Source organism: Streptomyces iranensis, assembly GCF_017874715.1.
Taxonomy (GTDB): domain Bacteria; phylum Actinomycetota; class Actinomycetes; order Streptomycetales; family Streptomycetaceae; genus Streptomyces; species Streptomyces iranensis.
The window spans coordinates 283,498-302,525 of sequence record NZ_JAGGLR010000007.1 but is presented as its reverse complement, the minus strand read 5'-3'; the positions used below and the strand labels follow the sequence as shown (position 1 = coordinate 302,525).

The window sequence follows — 19,028 nt, the reverse complement described above, 5'->3', positions numbered from 1 at the left end:
CCCCTACACCCGGGATTAGGGGTGGATGCGGTTAGGGGTGGTTGAGTCGACTCCCGCCCCATACCGTCGACTTCCGGATCATGGTCAGTCCAGTCGCGTCGGAATCTCAACTGAGAGAAGAGTCTGAGGTCGTGATGTCGGAGAACTCCCTGATGCGTGACGGGCACATCGCGGTCGTCGGTATGGCATGTCGCGTGCCGGGCGCATCGACCCCGGATGAGTTCCGGCAGTTGCTGCGCAATGGAGAGAGCGCCATCACACAGATCCCGGCGGACCGGTATGCCGATGAGCTCCGGGACGCCGGTATTCGATTCGGCGGGTTCGTCGAAAGGGCAGCCGAGTTCGATCCGGAGTTCTTCGGGATTTCACCCCGAGAGGCACGGGCGATGGACCCCCAGCAGCGGCTCGCGCTGGAACTGTGCTGGGAGGCCCTGGAAAACGCCGGCCTCGTCCCGGCGCGACTCGAGGGCAGCCGCACCGGCGTCTTCATCGGCGCCATCGCCGACGACTACGCGGCCCTGGTACACCGCGGCGAACCGGCCGCCATCACCCAGCACACCCTCACCGGCCTGAACCGCGGCATCATCGCCAACCGGGTCTCCTACGCCCTCGGGCTGCGCGGCCCGAGCGTGGCCGTGGACACCGGGCAGTCCTCCTCCCTGGCCGCCGTGCACCTGGCCTGCGAGAGCCTGCGGCGCGGCGAGACCGAGACCGCCGTCGCGGGCGGCGTCCAGCTCAACCTCGCCCCCGACGGCTTCATCGCCGCCTCCCGGTTCGGCGCGCTCTCCCCCGACGGCCGCTCCTTCACCTTCGACGCCCGCGCCAACGGCTATGTGCGCGGCGAGGGCGGCGGCCTCGTGGTGCTCAAGCGGCTCCCGGACGCGCTGCGCGACGGCGACCCGGTGCTGTGCGTGATCCGCGGTTCCGACGCCAACAACGACGGCGGCGGCGACAGCCTCACCACCCCCGCGGCCCACGGGCAGGAGGCCATGCTGCGCGCCGCCTACGAGCGCGCCGGGGTCGACCCCGCCCGGGTCCAGTACGTCGAACTGCACGGCACCGGCACCAGAATCGGCGACCCGGTCGAGGCCGCGGCGCTGGGCGCGGTCCTCGGCGCCGGCCGGGCGGACGGCGCGCCCCTGCGGGTCGGCTCCGCCAAGACCAACGTGGGCCACCTCGAAGGCGCGGCCGGAATCACCGGTCTCATCAAGACGGTGCTCTCGCTCGCCCACCGCGAGCTGTTCCCGAGCCTCAACCACGAGACACCGAACCCAGCGATCCCCCTGGACACCCTGGGCCTCACGGTCCAGACCACCCTTGATGCCTGGGTCCCGGAGGCGGACGCGGACGCCCCACGGCTCGCGGGTGTCAGCTCGTTCGGCATGGGCGGCACCAATGTGCACATGGTGCTGGAGGAAGCACCCGCCGACGCCCCCGCTGACGACCCCGCCGAGGAACGGCCGACGGCCCTCGGCACGGTGCCGTGGGTGCTCTCGGCCCGCGGCGAGGCGGCGTTGCGGGCCCAGGCGCGGCGGCTGCGGTCGTATGTGGCGGCGCAGTCTGAGCTGGACCCGGTGGACGTGGGCTACTCGCTGGCGCTGACCCGGTCCGCCTTCGGCCACCGGGCGGCGGTCGTCGGCCGCGACCGTGAGGAGCTGCTGAACGGTCTTGACCAGCTCGCCACGGGCGTGGTCCCGGGCACGGTGGCGGGCAGCGGCGGCACGGCTTTCCTGTTCACCGGTCAGGGCGCTCAACGGCTGGGCATGGGGCGGGAGTTGTATGCCGCGTTCCCGGTGTTCGCGGCGGCGTTCGACGAGGTGTGTGCGGAACTGGACCGTCATCTGGACGGTTCGGTGCGGGAGGTGGTGTTCGGTGAGGACGCCGAGGCCCTGGACCGGACGGTGTTCACCCAGACGGGGCTGTTCGCTGTGGAGGTGGCGCTGTTCCGGCTGGTGGAGTCGTGGGGTCTGGTGCCGGACTTCCTGGTGGGGCATTCGGTGGGGGAGCTCGCGGCCGCCCATGTGGCGGGGGTGTTCTCGCTGGAGGACGCCGCCGCACTCGTCGCAGCGCGGGGGCGGCTGATGCAGGCGCTGCCCGGCGGCGGTGCGATGGTCTCCCTCCAGGCCCCGGAGGCCGAGGTGCTGCCGCGTCTGGCGGGTTACGAGGACCGGGTGAGCGTCGCCGCGGTCAACGGCCCGGCTGCGACCGTCATCTCGGGTGAGGAGTTGGCGGTGCTCGCGGTGGCGGGGGCGGTGGGGGTCAAGAGCAAGCGGCTGAGCGTTTCGCATGCGTTCCACTCGCCGCTGATGGAGGGGATGCTGGCCGAGTTCGCCGAGGTGGCGGGCCGGATCACCTACGCCGCACCGCGCATGGCGGTCGTTTCGAACCTCACGGGCGAGTTGGCGGGCGAGGAGGTGTGCTCGCCGGAGTACTGGGTGCGCCATGTGCGTCAGGCGGTCCGTTTCGGGGACGGCGTACGGTTCCTCGAGGCCCGGGGTGTCACCCGCTTTGTCGAGCTCGGCCCGGCCGGTGTGCTCTCCGCGATGGGCCGCGAGTGCGTCTCCGGTCCGGCCGCGTTCATCCCCCTTCTGCGCAAGGACCGCGACGAGACCGAGGCGCTGTTCTCCGGTGTCGCCCAGGTGCACGCGCATGGCGGAGACGTCGACTGGGAGCGGGTGTTCGCCGGGCGCGGTGCGCGTCGGGTGGAGTTGCCCACGTACGCCTTCCAGCGGCAGCGCTACTGGCTGGGCACCGACCTCCCCGGCACCGAGGACGCCGCCACCGATGAACCCCTCTCCTGGCGTGCGGAGTTCGCGGCCCTGACCGACGCCGCCGAGCGCGAGCGCGTGGCGCTGGAGCTGGTCCGTACGCATACCGCCTGGGTGCTGGGCTCCCCGGGCCCCGACGCCGTCGACCCCGAGAAGATCTTCAAGGACCTCGGCTTCGACTCGCTGATGTCCGTCGAGCTGTGCAACCTCCTCGGCACCGCCACCGGAACACGGCTCGCCGGGACCGTCCTCTTCGACCACCCCACCCCGCTGGCCCTCTCCCACCACCTCCGGGACGTGGTGGCGGGCTCCCCGGTGGCCGTGGCCCCGCGCCCGGCCGCCACCCGGACCACCACGGGCGGCGACGACCCGATCGCCATCGTGGCGATGAGCTGCCGTCTCCCCGGCGGGGTGCGCACCCCCGAGCAGCTGTGGCAGCTGGTCAGCGAGGGCCGGGACGCCATCGCGGGCTTCCCCGCCAACCGGGGCTGGGACCTGGACGGGCTCTACGACCCGGACCCGGCCCGCCACGGCACCAGCTATGTGCGCGAGGGCGGATTCCTCCACGAGGCCGACCAGTTCGACCCGGCCTTCTTCGGCATCAGTCCCCGCGAGGCCCAGGCGATGGATCCCCAGCAGCGGCTGCTGATGGAGACCGCGTGGGAGGCGTTCGAGCGAGCCGGGATCGACCCCACCACGCTCAAGGGCAGCGACGCCGGTGTCTTCGTCGGTGCCATGCCGCAGGACTACGGGCCGCGGATGGACGAGGCGTCGGAGGGGTTCGAGGGCTATCTGCTGACCGGCGGCACCACCAGCGTCGCCTCCGGCCGGATCGCCTACACCTGGGGTCTCGAGGGCCCGGCGGTGACCGTCGACACGGCCTGTTCGTCCTCCTTGGTGGCCCTGCACATGGCCGTACGGTCGCTGCGCCAGGGCGAGTGCTCGCTGGCGCTGGCCGGCGGCGCCACCGTGATGTCCAGCCCCGGGATCTTCGTGGAGCTCAGCCGTCAGAAGGCGCTGTCGCCCGACGGCCGCTGCAAGGCGTTCTCGTCCGACGCCGACGGCACCGGCTGGGGCGAGGGTGTGGGCATGGTGCTGCTGGAGCGGCTGTCGGACGCGCGGCGCAATGGCCACCAGGTGCTGGCGCTGGTCCGCGGCTCCGCCACCAACCAGGACGGCGCGAGCAACGGCCTCACCGCCCCGAGCGGCCCGGCCCAGCAACGGGTCATCCGGCAGGCGCTGGCCGACGCGGGGCTGAGCGCGGCCGATGTGGACGCGGTCGAGGCACACGGCACCGGCACCGCGCTCGGCGACCCCATCGAGGCGGGCGCGCTGCTGGCCACGTACGGTCAGGACCGCGCCGAGGACCGGCCGCTGTGGCTGGGCTCGCTGAAGTCCAACGTCGGCCACCCGCAGGCGGCGGCGGGCGTGGCCGGGGTCATCAAGATGGTGCTGGCGCTGCGCCACGGCGTCCTGCCCCGGACCCTGCACGTACACGAGCCCTCGCCGCATGTCGACTGGTCGTCCGGGGCCGTGGAGCTGCTGACCGAGGCCCGGCCGTGGCCGGAGCCGGAGACCCGGCGGCCGCGCCGCGCGGGCGTGTCGTCCTTCGGCATCAGCGGCACCAACGCACACGCCATCCTGGAGCAGGCCCCGGCCGAACCGGCCGCCGGCCACGACGAGCCGCGCCCGGCGGCCCCGGGGCTGCCCGTGCTGCCCTGGGTGCTGTCCGGGCGCACCGAACAGGCCCTGCGCACCCGGGCCGAGCAGTTGCGGGACCACCTGGCCGACCACCCCGGCACCGACCTCGCCGCACTCGGCCACGCCCTTGCCACCACCCGCACGGCCTTCGGCCACCGGGCGGTGGTCCTCGGCCGGGACCGGGAACGGCTCCTGGACGGCCTCGGCGCGCTCGCGCAGGGCACCCCGGCTCCCCACGTGGTCCAGGGCGCGGCGGGCGGCCGGCGGAAGACCGTGTTCGTCTTCCCCGGGCAGGGCTCTCAGTGGATCGGGATGGCACTCCCGCTGTGGGACGCCTCGCCGGTCTTCGCGGAGCGGCTGGAGGAGTGCGCCGACGCCCTGGAGCCGTTCCTGGACTGGTCGTTGCGCGATGTGCTGCGCGGCGAACCGGGCGCCCCGTCGCTGTCCCGTATCGACGTGGTGCAGCCCGCGCTGTTCGCGGTGATGGTGTCGCTGGCGGCGCTGTGGCGCAGTCACGGCGTCGAACCGGCCGCCGTGGTCGGCCATTCGCAGGGCGAGATCGCCGCCGCGTACGTGGCCGGAGGGCTCTCGCTCCAGGACGCCGCCAAGGTGGTGGCCAGGCGCAGCCAGGCGTGGGCCGAGCTGAGTGGCAAGGGCGGCATGCTCTCGGTGCTCGCGTCGGCCGGGACGGTCGCCGAGCGGCTGCGGCCGTGGAGCGAACGGCTCGGCATCGCCGCCGTCAACAGCCCCGCCACCGTGACCGTCTCCGGCGACCCGGAGGCCCTGGACGCCTTCATGGCCGAGCTCGCCGCCGACGGGGTGAAGTCCCGCCGGGTGCCGGGCGTGGACACCGCCGGACACTCCCCGCAGGTCGACGGGTTGCGCGAGCGGCTGCTGCGCGAGGTGGCGGGGGTGCGGCCGCACGCCTCGCGGATTGCGTACTACTCCACGGTGACCGGCGGGCCGCTGGACACCACCGAGCTGGACACCGACTACTGGTACCGGAACATGCGCGAGCCGGTGGACTTCGAGCGGGCCACCCGGGCGCTGCTGGCCGACGGCCACACGGCGTTCATCGAATGCGCCCCGCACCCCATGCTCGCCATGTCGCTCCAGCAGACCATCGAGGAGGCGGGCGGAAACGCCGCCGTCGTCGTCGGCACGCTGCGCCGGGACGAGGGCGACCCGGAGCGCTTCGCCGGCTCGTTCGCCGAGGCGTACGTCCAGGGTGTCGAACCGGCGTGGGACGTGGTGTTCGGGGGCGCGCCGGGCCGCGGTGAGCGTGCCCTGGCGCTGCCGACGTATCCGTTCCAGCGGCAGCGGTACTGGCTGGACAAGCCGGTCGCGGCGAGCGATGTGGCGGCGGCCGGGCTCGACGCGGCCGGGCATCCGCTGCTCGGTGCGGCGGTCCCGCTGGCGGGCGCGGACGACCACCTGTTCACCGGCCGGATCTCCGCCCAGGACCACCCCTGGCTGACCGAGCGCACCGGCCCCGACGCCGCCGTGCTCCCCGGCAGCGCCCTCGCCGAACTGGCGATCCGGGCGGGCGACCAGGTCGGCTGCGACCGGATCGAGGAACTGTCCCTGGACGCGCCGTTGGTGCTGCCCGAGAAGGGCGCCGCGGTGATCCAGGTGCGCGTCGGCGCCCCGGACGGCGGGGGCTCGCGCGCCCTCAGCGTCCACGCGCGCGCCGAGGGCGCGGACTCCGACGAGCCGTGGACGCGTTACGCCACGGCGGTCCTGGGCACCGGTGGCCCGGCCACGGACATCGGCCTCGCCGCGTGGCCCCCGGCCGACGCCGTCCCGGCGGAGGTGGCGGGAGGCGCCGTCGCCGCCTGGCGGCTCGGTGCGGACCGCTACGTCGAGGTCGGGCTGACCGAGGCCGAGGAGGCCGACGCCGGGCGCTACGGACTGCACCCGGTGCTGCTGGAGTCGGCCCTCGACGCGGTGGAAACCCCGGGCGACGGCGACGGCGACGGAGACGGCGCGCGGCTGGCCGCCGCATGGAGTGGTGTCGCCCTGCACGCCACGGGCGCCACGGCGCTGCGGGTGCGGCTGACGCCGACGGGTCCCGATACGTACGCGGTCGTCGCGGCCGACCTGAGCGGCGCCCCGGTGGCCTCGGTCGACCGGCTCGTGCTGCGCGCGGTGGCCACGCCCGAACCGATCGGCGGCCACTCCGCCCTCCACCCGTCGCTGTTCCGCCTGAAGTGGCCCGCGGTGTCCGCCGCGGACACCACCGCGACCGGGACTCCGGCGACCTGGGCGGTGCTCGGTGACGACCCGCTCGGGCTCTCCGCGGCCGTGCAGGCGGTGCCCTACGACGAGACGGCGGATGCGCCGGACGCGGTGCTGGTGCCGTGCGTCGCCGAGGGCGACGGAGATGTGGCGGAGGCGGCCCACGCGGCCACCCACCGGGCACTGGCGCTGATCCAGCGCTGGATCTCCGATGAACGCCTCGCCTCCTCCCGGCTGGTGTTCCTCACCCGCGGCGCGGTCGCGGCCGCCCCCGGCGAGGAGGTCCCGGATGTGGCCCACGGCGCCGTATGGGGCCTGGTGCGCTCGGCCCAGTCGGAACACCCCGGCCGCTTCGTCCTCGTCGATCTCGACGCCGATCCGGAGTCGCCGGCCGCCCTCCCGGCTGCGATCGCCTCCGGCGAACCCCAGTGCGCGGTCCGCGAGGGCCGGGTGAGGGCGCCCCGGCTGGGGCGGGTGGCGAGGGAGGCGGGAACGGCCGAGGCCACCGCCACCGGGGTCACCGAGCCCGCCGAGGTTGCCGCCACCGGAGCCGCCGGGGCCGCCGCCACCGAGGGTGCCTCGGCTGCCGGGGCCACCGTCACCGGGCTTGCCGGGACCGACACCGGGGTTGCTGGGGTTGCCGCCAACGGAGCCACCGGAGCCGCTGGGGCCACTGGCTCCGGGGTTACCAGGACTGCTGTGGTCGTCGACGCCCGCGGTGCCGGGGCTGCCGCCACGGAGGGGGCCGGTGTCACCGGCACAGCGGCCGCCGCCACCGGGGTCACCGGGCCTGCTGGGGTTGCCGCCATCGGAGCCGCTGGGGCCACTGGCTCCGGGGTCACCAGCGCTGCTGTGGTCGTCGACGCCCGCGGTGCCGGGGCTGCCGCCACCGAGGGGGCCGATGCCGCCGCCACCGGGGCCACCAGGGCCGCTGCCACCAGGGCCGCCGCCACCGGAGCCCCCAAGGGCGCCGGGGCCGCCGCCACTCGGGCCGCCGGGCTCGCCGGCAGTCGCCGACCGATGGACCCCGAAGGCACCGTTCTCATCACCGGGGCCACCGGGACCCTCGGTGGGCTCGTCGCCCGCCATCTGGTGGGCGAGCACGGCGTACGGCATCTGCTGCTGGTCAGTCGGCGTGGGCCCGCGGCCGACGGTATGGGCGAACTCCGAGCCGAGCTGGCGGAGTTGGGGGCCACCGTCACCGTCGCCGCCTGTGATGCCGCCGACCGGGAGGCGCTCGCCGGGCTTCTCGGCGCGATACCCGCCGCGCATCCGTTGACGGCCGTGATCCACGCGGCGGGTGTGCTCGGCGACGGCGTCGTTGACGCGCTGAACCCCGAGCGGCTGGACCGGGTGCTGCGGCCCAAGGTGGACGCCGCGTGGAATCTGCACGAGCTGACCGCGGACCACGACCTGGCCGCGTTCGTCCTCTACTCCTCCGTCGTCGCCACCATCGGCAACGCAGGACAGGCCAACTACGCCGCCGCCAACGCCTTCCTGGACTCCCTCGCCCAGCACCGCGCGGCCCGTGGCCTGGCCGCCCAGTCCCTCGCCTGGGGCCTGTGGGAGCAGCGCAGCGGCATGAGCGGGCATCTGGACGACGCCGATGTGCGGCGCATGGCGCGCTCCGGGATCCGTCCGCTGCCCAGCGCGGAGGGCATGGAACTCTTCGACGCGGCGCGGGCGGCGGGCGATGCCACGCTCGTGCCCGTCCGGCTCGACCTGGCCGATCTGCGCAAGCGCGCCGCGAGCGCCGCCACCCCCGGCCAGGTCGCCGTACCGGCCTGTCTGCGCGGCCTGGTCCGGACGCCGGTCCGCCGCGTCGTACGGGCCGGTGGCGGAGGCGGGGCCGCGGACACCGACGAGAGCTCGTTCGGGCGGCGGCTGGCCGCCCTCCCGGCGGCCGACCGGGACCCGTTCCTGCTGGACCTGGTGCGGGAACACGCGGCGGGCGTGCTGGGGCTCGCCGCCCCGGACGACATCGAGGCCACCCGCGCCTTCCGCGAGGTCGGCTTCGACTCCCTGACCGCCGTCGAGTTGCGCAACCGGCTTGGCGCCGCCACCGGCCTGCGGCTGCCGACCACCCTCCTCTTCGACTACCCGACCCCCGCCGTGCTGGTGGACCACTTGCGGCGCGAGGCACTGGGCGAGCAGGCGGAAGTGGCGGCCGTGGTGGCCGCCGTCCGCCCCGCCGACGACGATCCGATCGCCATCGTGGCCATGAGCTGCCGACTGCCCGGCGGGGTCCGCGGCCCCGAGGACCTGTGGGAGCTGGTGGCGGACGGCCGCGACGTGATCTCGACCTTCCCGACCGACCGCGGCTGGAACGTCGAGGAGCTCTACGACCCCAACCCCGATACGCCGGGCAGGAGTTACGCCAAGGAAGGCGGCTTCCTCTACGACGCCTACGACTTCGACCCCGAGTTCTTCGGGATCTCCCCGCGCGAGGCGCTCGCCATGGACCCCCAGCAGCGGCTGCTGCTGGAGACCTCCTGGGAGGCGCTGGAGCGCGCCGGGATCGACCCGCACTCCACGAAGGGCAGCGCGGCGGGCGTGTTCATCGGCTCCACCGGCCAGGACTACGCCTCGCGGCTGGGCGAGATCCCCGAGGACATGGAGGGGTATCTGCTGACCGGCAAGGCCGCCAGCGTGGTCTCCGGCCGCATCGCCTACTCCCTCGGCTGGGAGGGCCCGGCGCTCACCATCGACACCGCGTGCTCCTCCTCCCTGGTCGCCATCCACCAGGCGGCGCAGGCGCTGCGCCAGGGCGAATGCACGATGGCGCTGGCGGGTGGCACGACGATGATGTCGACACCGAGCCTGTTCATCGAGTTCAGCAGGCAGCGCGGGCTCGCCCCCGACGGCAGGTCGAAGGCGTTCTCCTCCGACACCGACGGCACCAGCTGGGGCGAGGGCGTCAGCATGGTGCTCCTGGAGCGGCTGTCCGACGCGCGGAGATACGGCCACGAGGTGCTGGCTCTGGTGCGTGGTTCGGCCGTCAACCAGGACGGTGCCAGCAACGGCCTCACCGCCCCCAACGGCCCCTCCCAGCAGCGGGTGATCCGGCAGGCGCTGGCGAACGCCGGGCTGTCGACCGCCGAGGTGGACGCCGTCGAGGCGCACGGCACCGGCACCACGCTCGGCGACCCGATCGAGGCCCAGGCCATCCTCGCCACCTACGGCCAGGGCCGGGATGCCGAACGGCCGCTGAGACTCGGCGCGTTGAAGTCCAACATCGGCCACACCCAGGGCGCGGCCGGCGGCGCCGGTGTCATCAAGATGGTCATGGCGATGCGCCACGGCCTGCTGCCCAGGACGCTCCACGTCAAGGAGCCCACCCCGCATGTGGACTGGACGGCCGGGGCGGTCGAGCTGCTGACCGAGGCCAGGGAGTGGCCCGCGGGTGAGCGGGTGCGGCGTGCCGGGGTGTCCGCCTTCGGTATCAGCGGCACCAACGCCCACCTCATCCTGGAGGAGCCGCCCGCCGACCCGGTCGCCGAACCGGAGCCGGAGCCGTCGGTGCGCACCGACGTGGTGCCGTGGGTGGTGTCCGGACGTACCGAGGGCGCGTTGCGTGCCCAGGCGGAGCGGCTGCGGTCGTATGTGGCGGCGCGGCCTGAGCTGGACCCGGTGGACGTGGGCTACTCGCTGGCGCTGACCCGGTCCGCCTTCGGCCACCGCGCGGCGGTCGTCGGCCGCGACCAGAAGGAGCTGCTGAGCGGCCTGGAGCAGCTCGCCACGGGCGTGGTCCCGGGCACGGCGACCGACGACGAGGGCAGGACGGCGTTCCTGTTCACCGGTCAGGGCGCCCAACGGCTCGGCATGGGGCGGCAGTTGTGCGCCGCGTTCCCGGTGTTCGCGGCGGCGTTCGACGAGGTCTGCGCCGGGCTGGACCGTCACCTCGACCGCTCGGTGCGGGAGGTGGTCTTCGGCGAGGACGCCGAGGCCCTGGACCGGACGGTGTTCACCCAGACGGGGCTGTTCGCTGTGGAGGTGGCGCTGTTCCGGCTGGTGGAGTCGTGGGGTCTGGTGCCGGACTTCCTGGTGGGGCATTCGGTGGGGGAGCTCGCGGCCGCCCATGTGGCGGGGGTGTTCTCGCTGGAGGACGGCTGTGCGCTGGTGGCGGCCCGGGGTCGGCTGATGCAGGCGCTGCCCGGTGGCGGTGCCATGGTGTCGCTGAAGGCCCCGGAGTCGGACGTGCTGCCGCGTCTGGCCGGTTACAAGGACCGGGTGAGCGTCGCCGCGGTCAATGGCCCGGCGGCGACCGTCATCTCCGGTGAGGAGTCGGCGGTGCTCGCGGTGGCGGGGGCGGTGGGGGTCAAGAGCAAGCGGCTGAGCGTCTCGCATGCGTTCCACTCGCCGCTGATGGAGGGGATGCTGGCCGAGTTCGCCGAGGTGGCGGGCCGGATCACCTACGCCGCACCGCGCATGGCGGTCGTTTCGAACCTCACGGGCGAGTTGGCGGGCGAGGAGGTGTGCTCGCCGGAGTACTGGGTGCGCCATGTGCGTCAGGCGGTCCGTTTCGGGGACGGCGTACGGTTCCTCGAGGCCCAGGGTGTCACGCGCTATGTGGAGCTCGGCCCGGCCGGTGTGCTCTCCGCGATGGGCCAGGAGTGCGTCTCCGGTCCGGCGGCGTTCATCCCCCTCCTGCGCAAGGACCGCGACGAGACGGAGGCGCTGCTCTCCGGTGTCGCCCACGTACACGCGCACGGCGGCGAGGTCGACTGGGAGCGGGTGTTCGCCGGGCGCGGTGCGCGTCGGGTGGAGTTGCCCACGTACGCCTTCCAGCGGCAGCGCTACTGGTTCGACCCCGCCACGCCGGGAACGCCGACCGTCGCCGCCACCACGGACGCGTCCTCCGTGGAGGCCCGCTTCTGGGAGGCGGTCGAGCGTGCGGACCTGGAGGCGCTGACCACCACCCTGGAGATCGACCAGCAGGCGCGGCTCGGTGAACTGCTGCCCGCGCTCTCCTCCTGGCGCCGGGGCCAGAGCGACCGCGCCACCGTGGACTCCTGGCGCTACCGGATCACCTGGTCCCCGGTGGCCGTCGAGGAGCGTACGGCGCCGCTGTCCGGCACCTGGTGGGTAGCCGTGCCGGAGGGCCGGGCGGACGGCGCGCAGGCCGCCACCGTGGCGGCCTCCCTCGACCGGCGCGGGGCGCGCGTCGTACCCCTCACCGTGGCCACGACCGGCCGTGACGCGCTCGCCGCGCGGCTGCGCCACGAGGCGGACACCGGTGGCACACCGACCGGTGTGCTCTCGCTGCTCGCCCTCGATGACGATCCGCACCCCGAACACACCGCGCTCACCACCGGTCTGGCTCTCAACGTCGGGCTGATCCAGGCGCTGGGTGACGCGGGGATCGCCGCCCCGCTGTGGCTCGCCACCACCGGTGCCGTCTCGGTGAGCGGATCCGATCCGCTCGACGGCCCCGCGCAGGCCGCCACCTGGGGCCTCGGCCGGGTCGTGGCCCTGGAGCACCCGCAGCGGTGGGGCGGTCTGATCGACCTCCCCGGCGACCTCCCCGGCGACCTCGACGAGCGCACGGCGGACCGGTTGTGTGCCGCGCTCTCCGGCATCGCCGGCGACAGTGGCCCGGAGGACCAACTCGCCCTCCGCGACGCCGGGGTGTTCGTCCGGCGGCTCGTCCGGGCGCCGTTGCGCACACCGGGCCGGGAGAGCTGGAAGCCGCATGGCACCGTGCTGATCACCGGGGGCACCGGCGGGCTCGGCGCCCAAGTGGCCCGTTGGCTGGCCCGCTCCGGTGCCGAACACCTCGTGCTCACCAGCCGCCGTGGCATGGCGGCGCCCGGAGCCGCCGAACTGCGCGACGAGTTGATCGCGCTGGGCGAGGGCGGTGTCCGGGTGACGGTGGCGGCGTGCGACGTCCGTGGCCGCGACGAGGTGGCGGCGCTGTTGCGCCGGATCACCACCGGGGGCGACCCGGTGCACGCCGTCTTCCACGCCGCGGGCGTCGTGGAGTTCTCGCAGCTCGCCGACAGTACAGTGGCCGACTTCGCGGAGATGTCCGACGGCAAGGTGCTGGGCGCCGCCCATCTGGACGCGTTGCTGGACCAGGACCACCTCGAGGCGTTTGTGCTCTTCTCGTCCATCGCCGCCACCTGGGGGAGCGGCGGGCAGAGCGCCTACGCGGCCGCCAACTCCTACCTGGACGCCCTCGCCGAGCACCGCGAGGCACGCGGTCTCCCCGCCACCTCGGTGGCCTGGGGCCCCTGGGCCGACCACGGCATGATCGAGCACGGCGAGGTGGCGGAGCACCTCAGCCGCCGTGGACTGCCCGCGATGGCACCGGAGTTGGCCGTGACCGCGCTGAGCGAGGCGCTGCACACCGGCGAGACCTCCCTCGTCCTCGCCGATGTGCGCTGGGACCGCTTCGTCCCCGGCTTCACCGCCGCACGCCCCCGGCCGCTGATCGGCGAGCTGCCGGAGGTGCGCGACGCCCTCGCCACCGCCTCGGCTCCCGACACCACCGGGCCGGACGACGGGGCGGACACCTTCCTGGCGAGTCTCGCGGGCCTCACGGGCGAGGATCTGGACCGGGCGCTGCGAGATCTGGTGCACGCCCAGGCGGCGGCCGTGCTCGGCCACTCCTCGTCCGACGCGGTCGCAGTCGGCCGCCCCTTCAAGGAGCTGGGCTTCGACTCGCTCACCGCCGTCGAACTGCGCAACCGGCTGGCCGCGGTCACCGGACTGGACCTGCCCGCCACCCTCGTCTTCGACTATCCGGCGCCCGCGCCCCTGGCCGAGTACCTCCGCGGCGAGCTGCCGTCGGCCCGCCCGGCGGACGTGCGCACCCTCCTCGACGACCTGGACCGGTGGGAGTCCGCGCTGCCTGAGCTGATGGCCGACGACGGGGTGCGGGAGCGGCTGACGGGGCGGCTGAACGACCTCATGGCGAAGTTGGGCGGCACACCCGCGGAACACACCGGCGGGCCGTCCCCCGACACCGGCCTCCTCTCCGCCACCGCCGACGAGGTCTTCGACTTCATCGACAACGAATTCGGGGCTTCCTGATGGCGAACGAGAACGAAGAGAAACTCCTCACCTACCTCAAGCGGGTCTCCACCGACCTCAAGCAGGCCCGTGACCGGCTGGAGCGGATCGAGGCCGACGAGCGGGAGCCGATCGCCGTCGTCTCGATGGGCTGCCGCTTCCCCGGCGGGGTCCGCTCGCCGGAGGACCTGTGGCGGCTGGTGGCCGAGGGCCGCGACGCGATCTCGGAGTTCCCCGCCAACCGGGGCTGGGACGTCGAGGGACTCTACGACCCCGACCCGGGCCGGTCCGGCACCTGCAACACCCGCGAAGGCGGCTTCGTCCACGACGCCGACCAGTTCGACCCGGCCTTCTTCGGCATCTCCCCGCGCGAGGCGCTGGCCATGGACCCGCAGCAGCGGCTGCTGCTGGAGGTGTCGTGGGAGGCGATCGAACGCGGGGGCATCGACCCGCTCTCGCTGAAGGGCACCAGGGCCGGGGTCTATGTGGGGCTCGCCTCGTTCCAGTACGGCGGGGACCCGCAGTACGCCCCGCGGAGCGTCGAGGGCCATCTGCTGATCGGCAACGTCTCCAGCGTGGCCTCCGGCCGGATCTCCTACACCCTCGGCCTCGAGGGACCGGCCATCACCCTGGACACCGCGTGCTCGTCCTCGCTGGTGACCATGCATCTGGCGGCCCAGGCGCTGCGCCGCGGCGAATGCTCGCTGGCGCTGGCGGGAGGGGTGGCGGTCATGGCCACCCCCGGTGTCTTCGTCGAGTTCAGCCATCAGCGCGGACTGGCCGCCAACGGCCGCTGCAAGTCCTTCGCCGCGGGCGCCGACGGCACCGGCTGGGGCGAGGGCGCGGGCATGGTGCTGCTGGAGCGGCTGTCCGACGCCCGCCGCAACGGTCATCCCGTCCTCGCCGTGCTGCGCTCCAGCGCCATGAACCAGGACGGCGCCAGCAACGGCCTCGCCGCGCCCAACGGGCCCGCCCAGCGCCGGGTCATCGAGGCGGCGCTGACCGCGGCCGGGCTCACGGTGGACGACGTCGACGCCGTCGAGGCCCACGGCACCGGCACCGCGCTCGGCGACCCCATCGAGGCGGGCGCGCTGCTCGCCACGTACGGAAAGGGCCGCGCCTCCGGCCAACCGCTGTGGCTCGGCTCGCTCAAGTCCAACATCGGCCACACCCAGGCGGCGGCCGGGGTCGGCGGCGTCATCAAGACGGTGATGGCGCTGCGCCACGGCACGTTGCCGAAGACACTCCATGTCGAGCAGGCGTCCCCGGCTGTCAACTGGTCCTCCGGCGCGGTCGAGCTGCTGAGCGAGGCCCGGGAGTGGCCCGAGCGTGGCCGTCCGCGCCGCGCCGGGGTGTCCGCGTTCGGCGTGAGCGGCACCAACGCCCATGTCATCCTCGAACAGGCCCCGCCCGCCGGGGAGGACGAGGCAGCAGGCGCGCCCGCGCTCGACGCTCCCGAACTCGCTGCCCCCGCGTTCGTTGCTCCCGCGTTCGCTGCCCCCGCCCTCGACGGGACCGCGCTCGGCGGCTCCGCCGTCCCCTGGGTGCTCTCCGGCAGGAGCGAAGCGGCCCTGCGGGCGCAGGCGGAGCGGCTGCTGGCCCATCTGCACGAGCGCCCCGAGGTGTCCCCGGCCGATGTCGGCCACTCGCTCGCCACCGGACGGTCGGCCTTCGAATACCGCGCCGCGGCGGTGGGCGCGGACCGCTCCCAACTGCTGGGCCACCTCGAGGCATTGGCCTCCGGTGGGGTGTCCGCGGGCGTGGTGCGCGGCGAGGGTGCGGCGGTGCCGGAGGCCCGTCCGGTGTTCGTGTTTCCGGGGCAGGGGTCGCAGTGGGTGGGGATGGCGGTGGAGTTGCTGGATGCTTCGCCGGTGTTCGCGGGTCGGTTGGCGGAGTGCGAGGCGGCGCTGTCGGGGTTTGTGGACTGGTCGCTGACTGAGGTGTTGCGGGGTGCGGGGCCGGGGTTGGAGCGGGTGGATGTGGTGCAGCCGGCGTTGTGGGCGGTGATGGTGTCGTTGGCGGAGGTGTGGCGGGCGTGTGGGGTGGTGCCTGTCGCTGTGGTGGGGCATTCGCAGGGGGAGATCGCGGCTGCGGTGGTGGCGGGTGCGTTGTCGTTGGAGGACGGGGCGCGGGTGGTGGCGCTGCGGTCGCAGGCCATCGCGCGTGGGCTGGCCGGACACGGCGGCATGATGTCCGTGTCGCTCCCGGTCGACGAGGTGCGGGAGCGGATCGCCGCCTGGGACGGCCGTATCTCCGTGGCGGCCGTCAACGGCCCCGGCGCGATGGTCGTCTCCGGCGAACCGGAGGCGCTGCGTGAACTCCAGGTGGAGTGCGAGGCCGAGGACGTACGGGCGAAGCTGATCCCGGTGGACTACGCCTCGCACTCAGCCCAGGTGGAGAAGATCCACGACGAGCTGCTGCGGATCCTCGCCCCCATCCGGCCACGCACATCGCGGATCGTCTTCCACTCGACCGTCACCGGTGAACCCCTGGATACGGCCGGGCTCGACGCCGCCTACTGGGCGCGCAACCTCCGGGAGACCGTACGGCTCGAAGCGGCCACCCGGGCGCTGCTCACCAGCGGCCACCGGCTGTTCGTGGAGGTGAGCCCGCACCCCGTGCTGGCCGCCGCCATCGAGGCCACCGTCGAGGCCGCCGAGGGCTCGGCCGCCGTCATCGGCACCCTGCGCCGCGAGGAGGGCGGCCCCGAGCGGATGCTGCTCTCGCTCGCCCAGGGCTACGTCCACGGCGCGGAGGTGGACTGGCGGGGGCTGTTCGCGGGGCGGGGAGCGAGGCGTGTCGACCTTCCCACGTACGCGTTCCAGCGCATCCGCTACTGGGTCGATCCCCTGACCAGGCCCGTCACCGAGGCGGCCACCGGCCCGGCGGAGGCGGAATTCTGGACCGCGGTCGAGAAGGCCGACCTGGACGCGCTGACGGCGACGCTGGGCGCGGCTGCCGACGCACCGCTCAGCGAGGTGCTTCCGCTGCTCTCCTCGTGGCGTTCCCGGCTGAGCGACCAGGCAATGCTCGACTCGTGGCGCTACCGCATCGGCTGGCAGCCGCTCGACGGCGAGCGGACCGCCACGCTCCCCGCCCGCCTGCTGATGGTGCTCCCCGCTGAGGCCGGGGCCGTCGAGGCCGGGTTCGCCAGCTCGGGGGCCGCCGTGTTTGGGTCCGCCAATTCGGGAGCCGCCGTCACCGGGGCCGCCAACTCCAGGGCCGCCGTGACCAGGGCCGTCGAGGCTGGACCCGCCACCACCGAGCCCGTCACCGCCGCAGCCGCCTTCACCGCAGCCGCTCTCGCCGGACCCGCCACCACCGGATCCGCCACCACCGGATCCGCCACCACCGGATCCGCCACCACCGGATCCGCCACCACCGCAACCGCCTTCACCGCAGCCGCCTTCACCGGACCCGCCGCCACCGAGGCCATCACCGCCGGGCTCGCCGAGCTCGGCGTCGAGGTCGTCCCCATACGCGTCGGCCCGTACGACACCGACCGCACCCGGCTCGCCGCCCGTATCACCGAGGCCCTCGGGGACGCCGGGGCGCCCGGCGGCGTGGTGTCCCTACTCGCTCTCGACGAGGCTCCGCACCCGGAACACCCCGACGTCCCCACCGGGTTCGCCACCACCCTCGACCTGGTGCGGGCGCTGGGCGAGGCGGGTGTCGACGCGCCCCTGTGGTGTGTTACCCGGGGCGCCGTCTCGACCAGCGGCGCCGACCGCCTCGAAGCCCCGGCCCAAGCTCTCGTCTGGGGTCTGGGCAGCGCGGTCGCCCTGGAGCATCCGCAGCGCTGGGGCGGGCTGATCGATCTGCCCGGGACACTCGACGAGGGCGCCCTCCGGGCCCTCGCCCGCGCCCTGACCGGCCAGGACGGCGAGGACCAACTGGCCATCCGAGCCTCGGGCACCCTCGCCCGGCGGCTCCGGCGGGCCGGGGCCACCCGTTCCGCTGAGCGCTGGCAGCCCCGCGGCACCGTCCTGATCACCGGCGGCACCGGTGGCGTCGGCGCCCAGATCGCCCGCGGGCTGGTCGACAAGGGCGCCGAACACGTGGTGCTGGTCAGCCGCCGCGGGCCCCAGGCCCCGGGCGCGGCCGCGCTGGAGGCCGAACTGACCGAGCGCGGCGCCCGGGTGACCGTCGCCGCGTGCGATGTGGCCGACCGTGAGGCGCTGGCACACCTGCTGGACCAGGTCGTGGGCGACGGCGCGGACCACCCGCTCACCGCCGTGGTGCACGCCGCGGGCGCGCTGGACGACGCCACCGTCGACGCGCTCACCCCCGAGCGGATCGAGGCCGTACTGCGCCCCAAGGTGGCGGGCGCGCGCCATCTGCACGAGCTCACGCGGGACCGTGGCCGGGACCGCGGCCGGGGCCGGGCCCTGGACTTGGACGCTTTCGTCCTGATCTCCTCGATCGCCGGCACCGTGGGCGCCGCCGGACAGGGCAACTACGCGGCGGCCAGCGCGTATCTCGACGCGCTCGCCCAACTGCGTCGCGCGGACGGCCTGCCCGCCACCTCGGTGGCCTGGAGCGCCTGGGCGGGCGGCGGAATGATCGACGGCGAGGTGGCGGACCAGCTGCGCCGCCGCGGCGCGCCGCCCATCGACGGCGCACGGGCGCTGGAGCTGCTGCGGCAGACGGTCGCGCGGGGCGATGGCTTGCTCGTCGCGGCCGACATCGACTGGGGCCGTTTCGCCCCCGCCCTGTCCACCACCCGCCCGCTGCCGCTGCTCGCCGACCTCCCCGAGGCGGGCGGCACCGGGCAGGATCCGGCCGGAGCGGAGCGGGAGGCGGCCGGTGGCGCCGCCGGGCTGCGCACGCGGCTCGCGGAGCTCGGCCCGGCCGACCGGCACACCGCCCTCGTGGAGCTGGTGAGCGAGCAGGCGGCCGCGGCCCTCGGCTACGCCGACGCGGGCGCGGTGGAGACCGGACGGGCCTTCAAGGAGCTGGGCTTCGACTCGCTGACCGCCGTCGATCTGCGCAACCGGCTGAACGCCGCCACCGGGCTGCGGCTGCCGGTCACCCTCGTCTTCGACTACCCGACCGCCGACGACCTCGCCGTACTCCTGCGGGAGGAACTCCTGCCATCGGGCGGGGAGTCCGTGGACACCGTGGCGCTCGCCGAACTCGACCGCGTCCAGTCCACCCTCGCCGCTCTGGAGCTGGACGACATCGAATCGGCCACCGACGACGACATGTTCGAGCTGCTCGACGGAATGTTCGAGCTGCTGGGCCGGGATCTGACGGCCTGATGAACCGCCGCGCCACCGCCCCGGCCGCCACCGACGTTCCGGCCCT

General features: G+C 74.3%; 2 protein-coding genes. Both read left to right on the top strand.

From position 1 onward, the window contains the following. Window positions 1–134 precede the first annotated feature (134 nt). Window positions 135–13,742, top strand: a complete 13,608-nt coding sequence (locus J2Z30_RS50910; protein ID WP_052701200.1) for a type I polyketide synthase — start codon at window positions 135–137, stop codon at window positions 13,740–13,742. Beyond that, the gene (locus J2Z30_RS14815; protein ID WP_209468681.1) at window positions 13,742–18,982 is read left to right on the top strand and encodes a type I polyketide synthase; all 5,241 of its coding nucleotides are present in this window, start codon (window positions 13,742–13,744) and stop codon (window positions 18,980–18,982) included. The genes J2Z30_RS50910 and J2Z30_RS14815 overlap by 1 nt, the downstream gene beginning before the upstream one ends. Window positions 18,983–19,028: the final 46 nt, after the last annotated feature.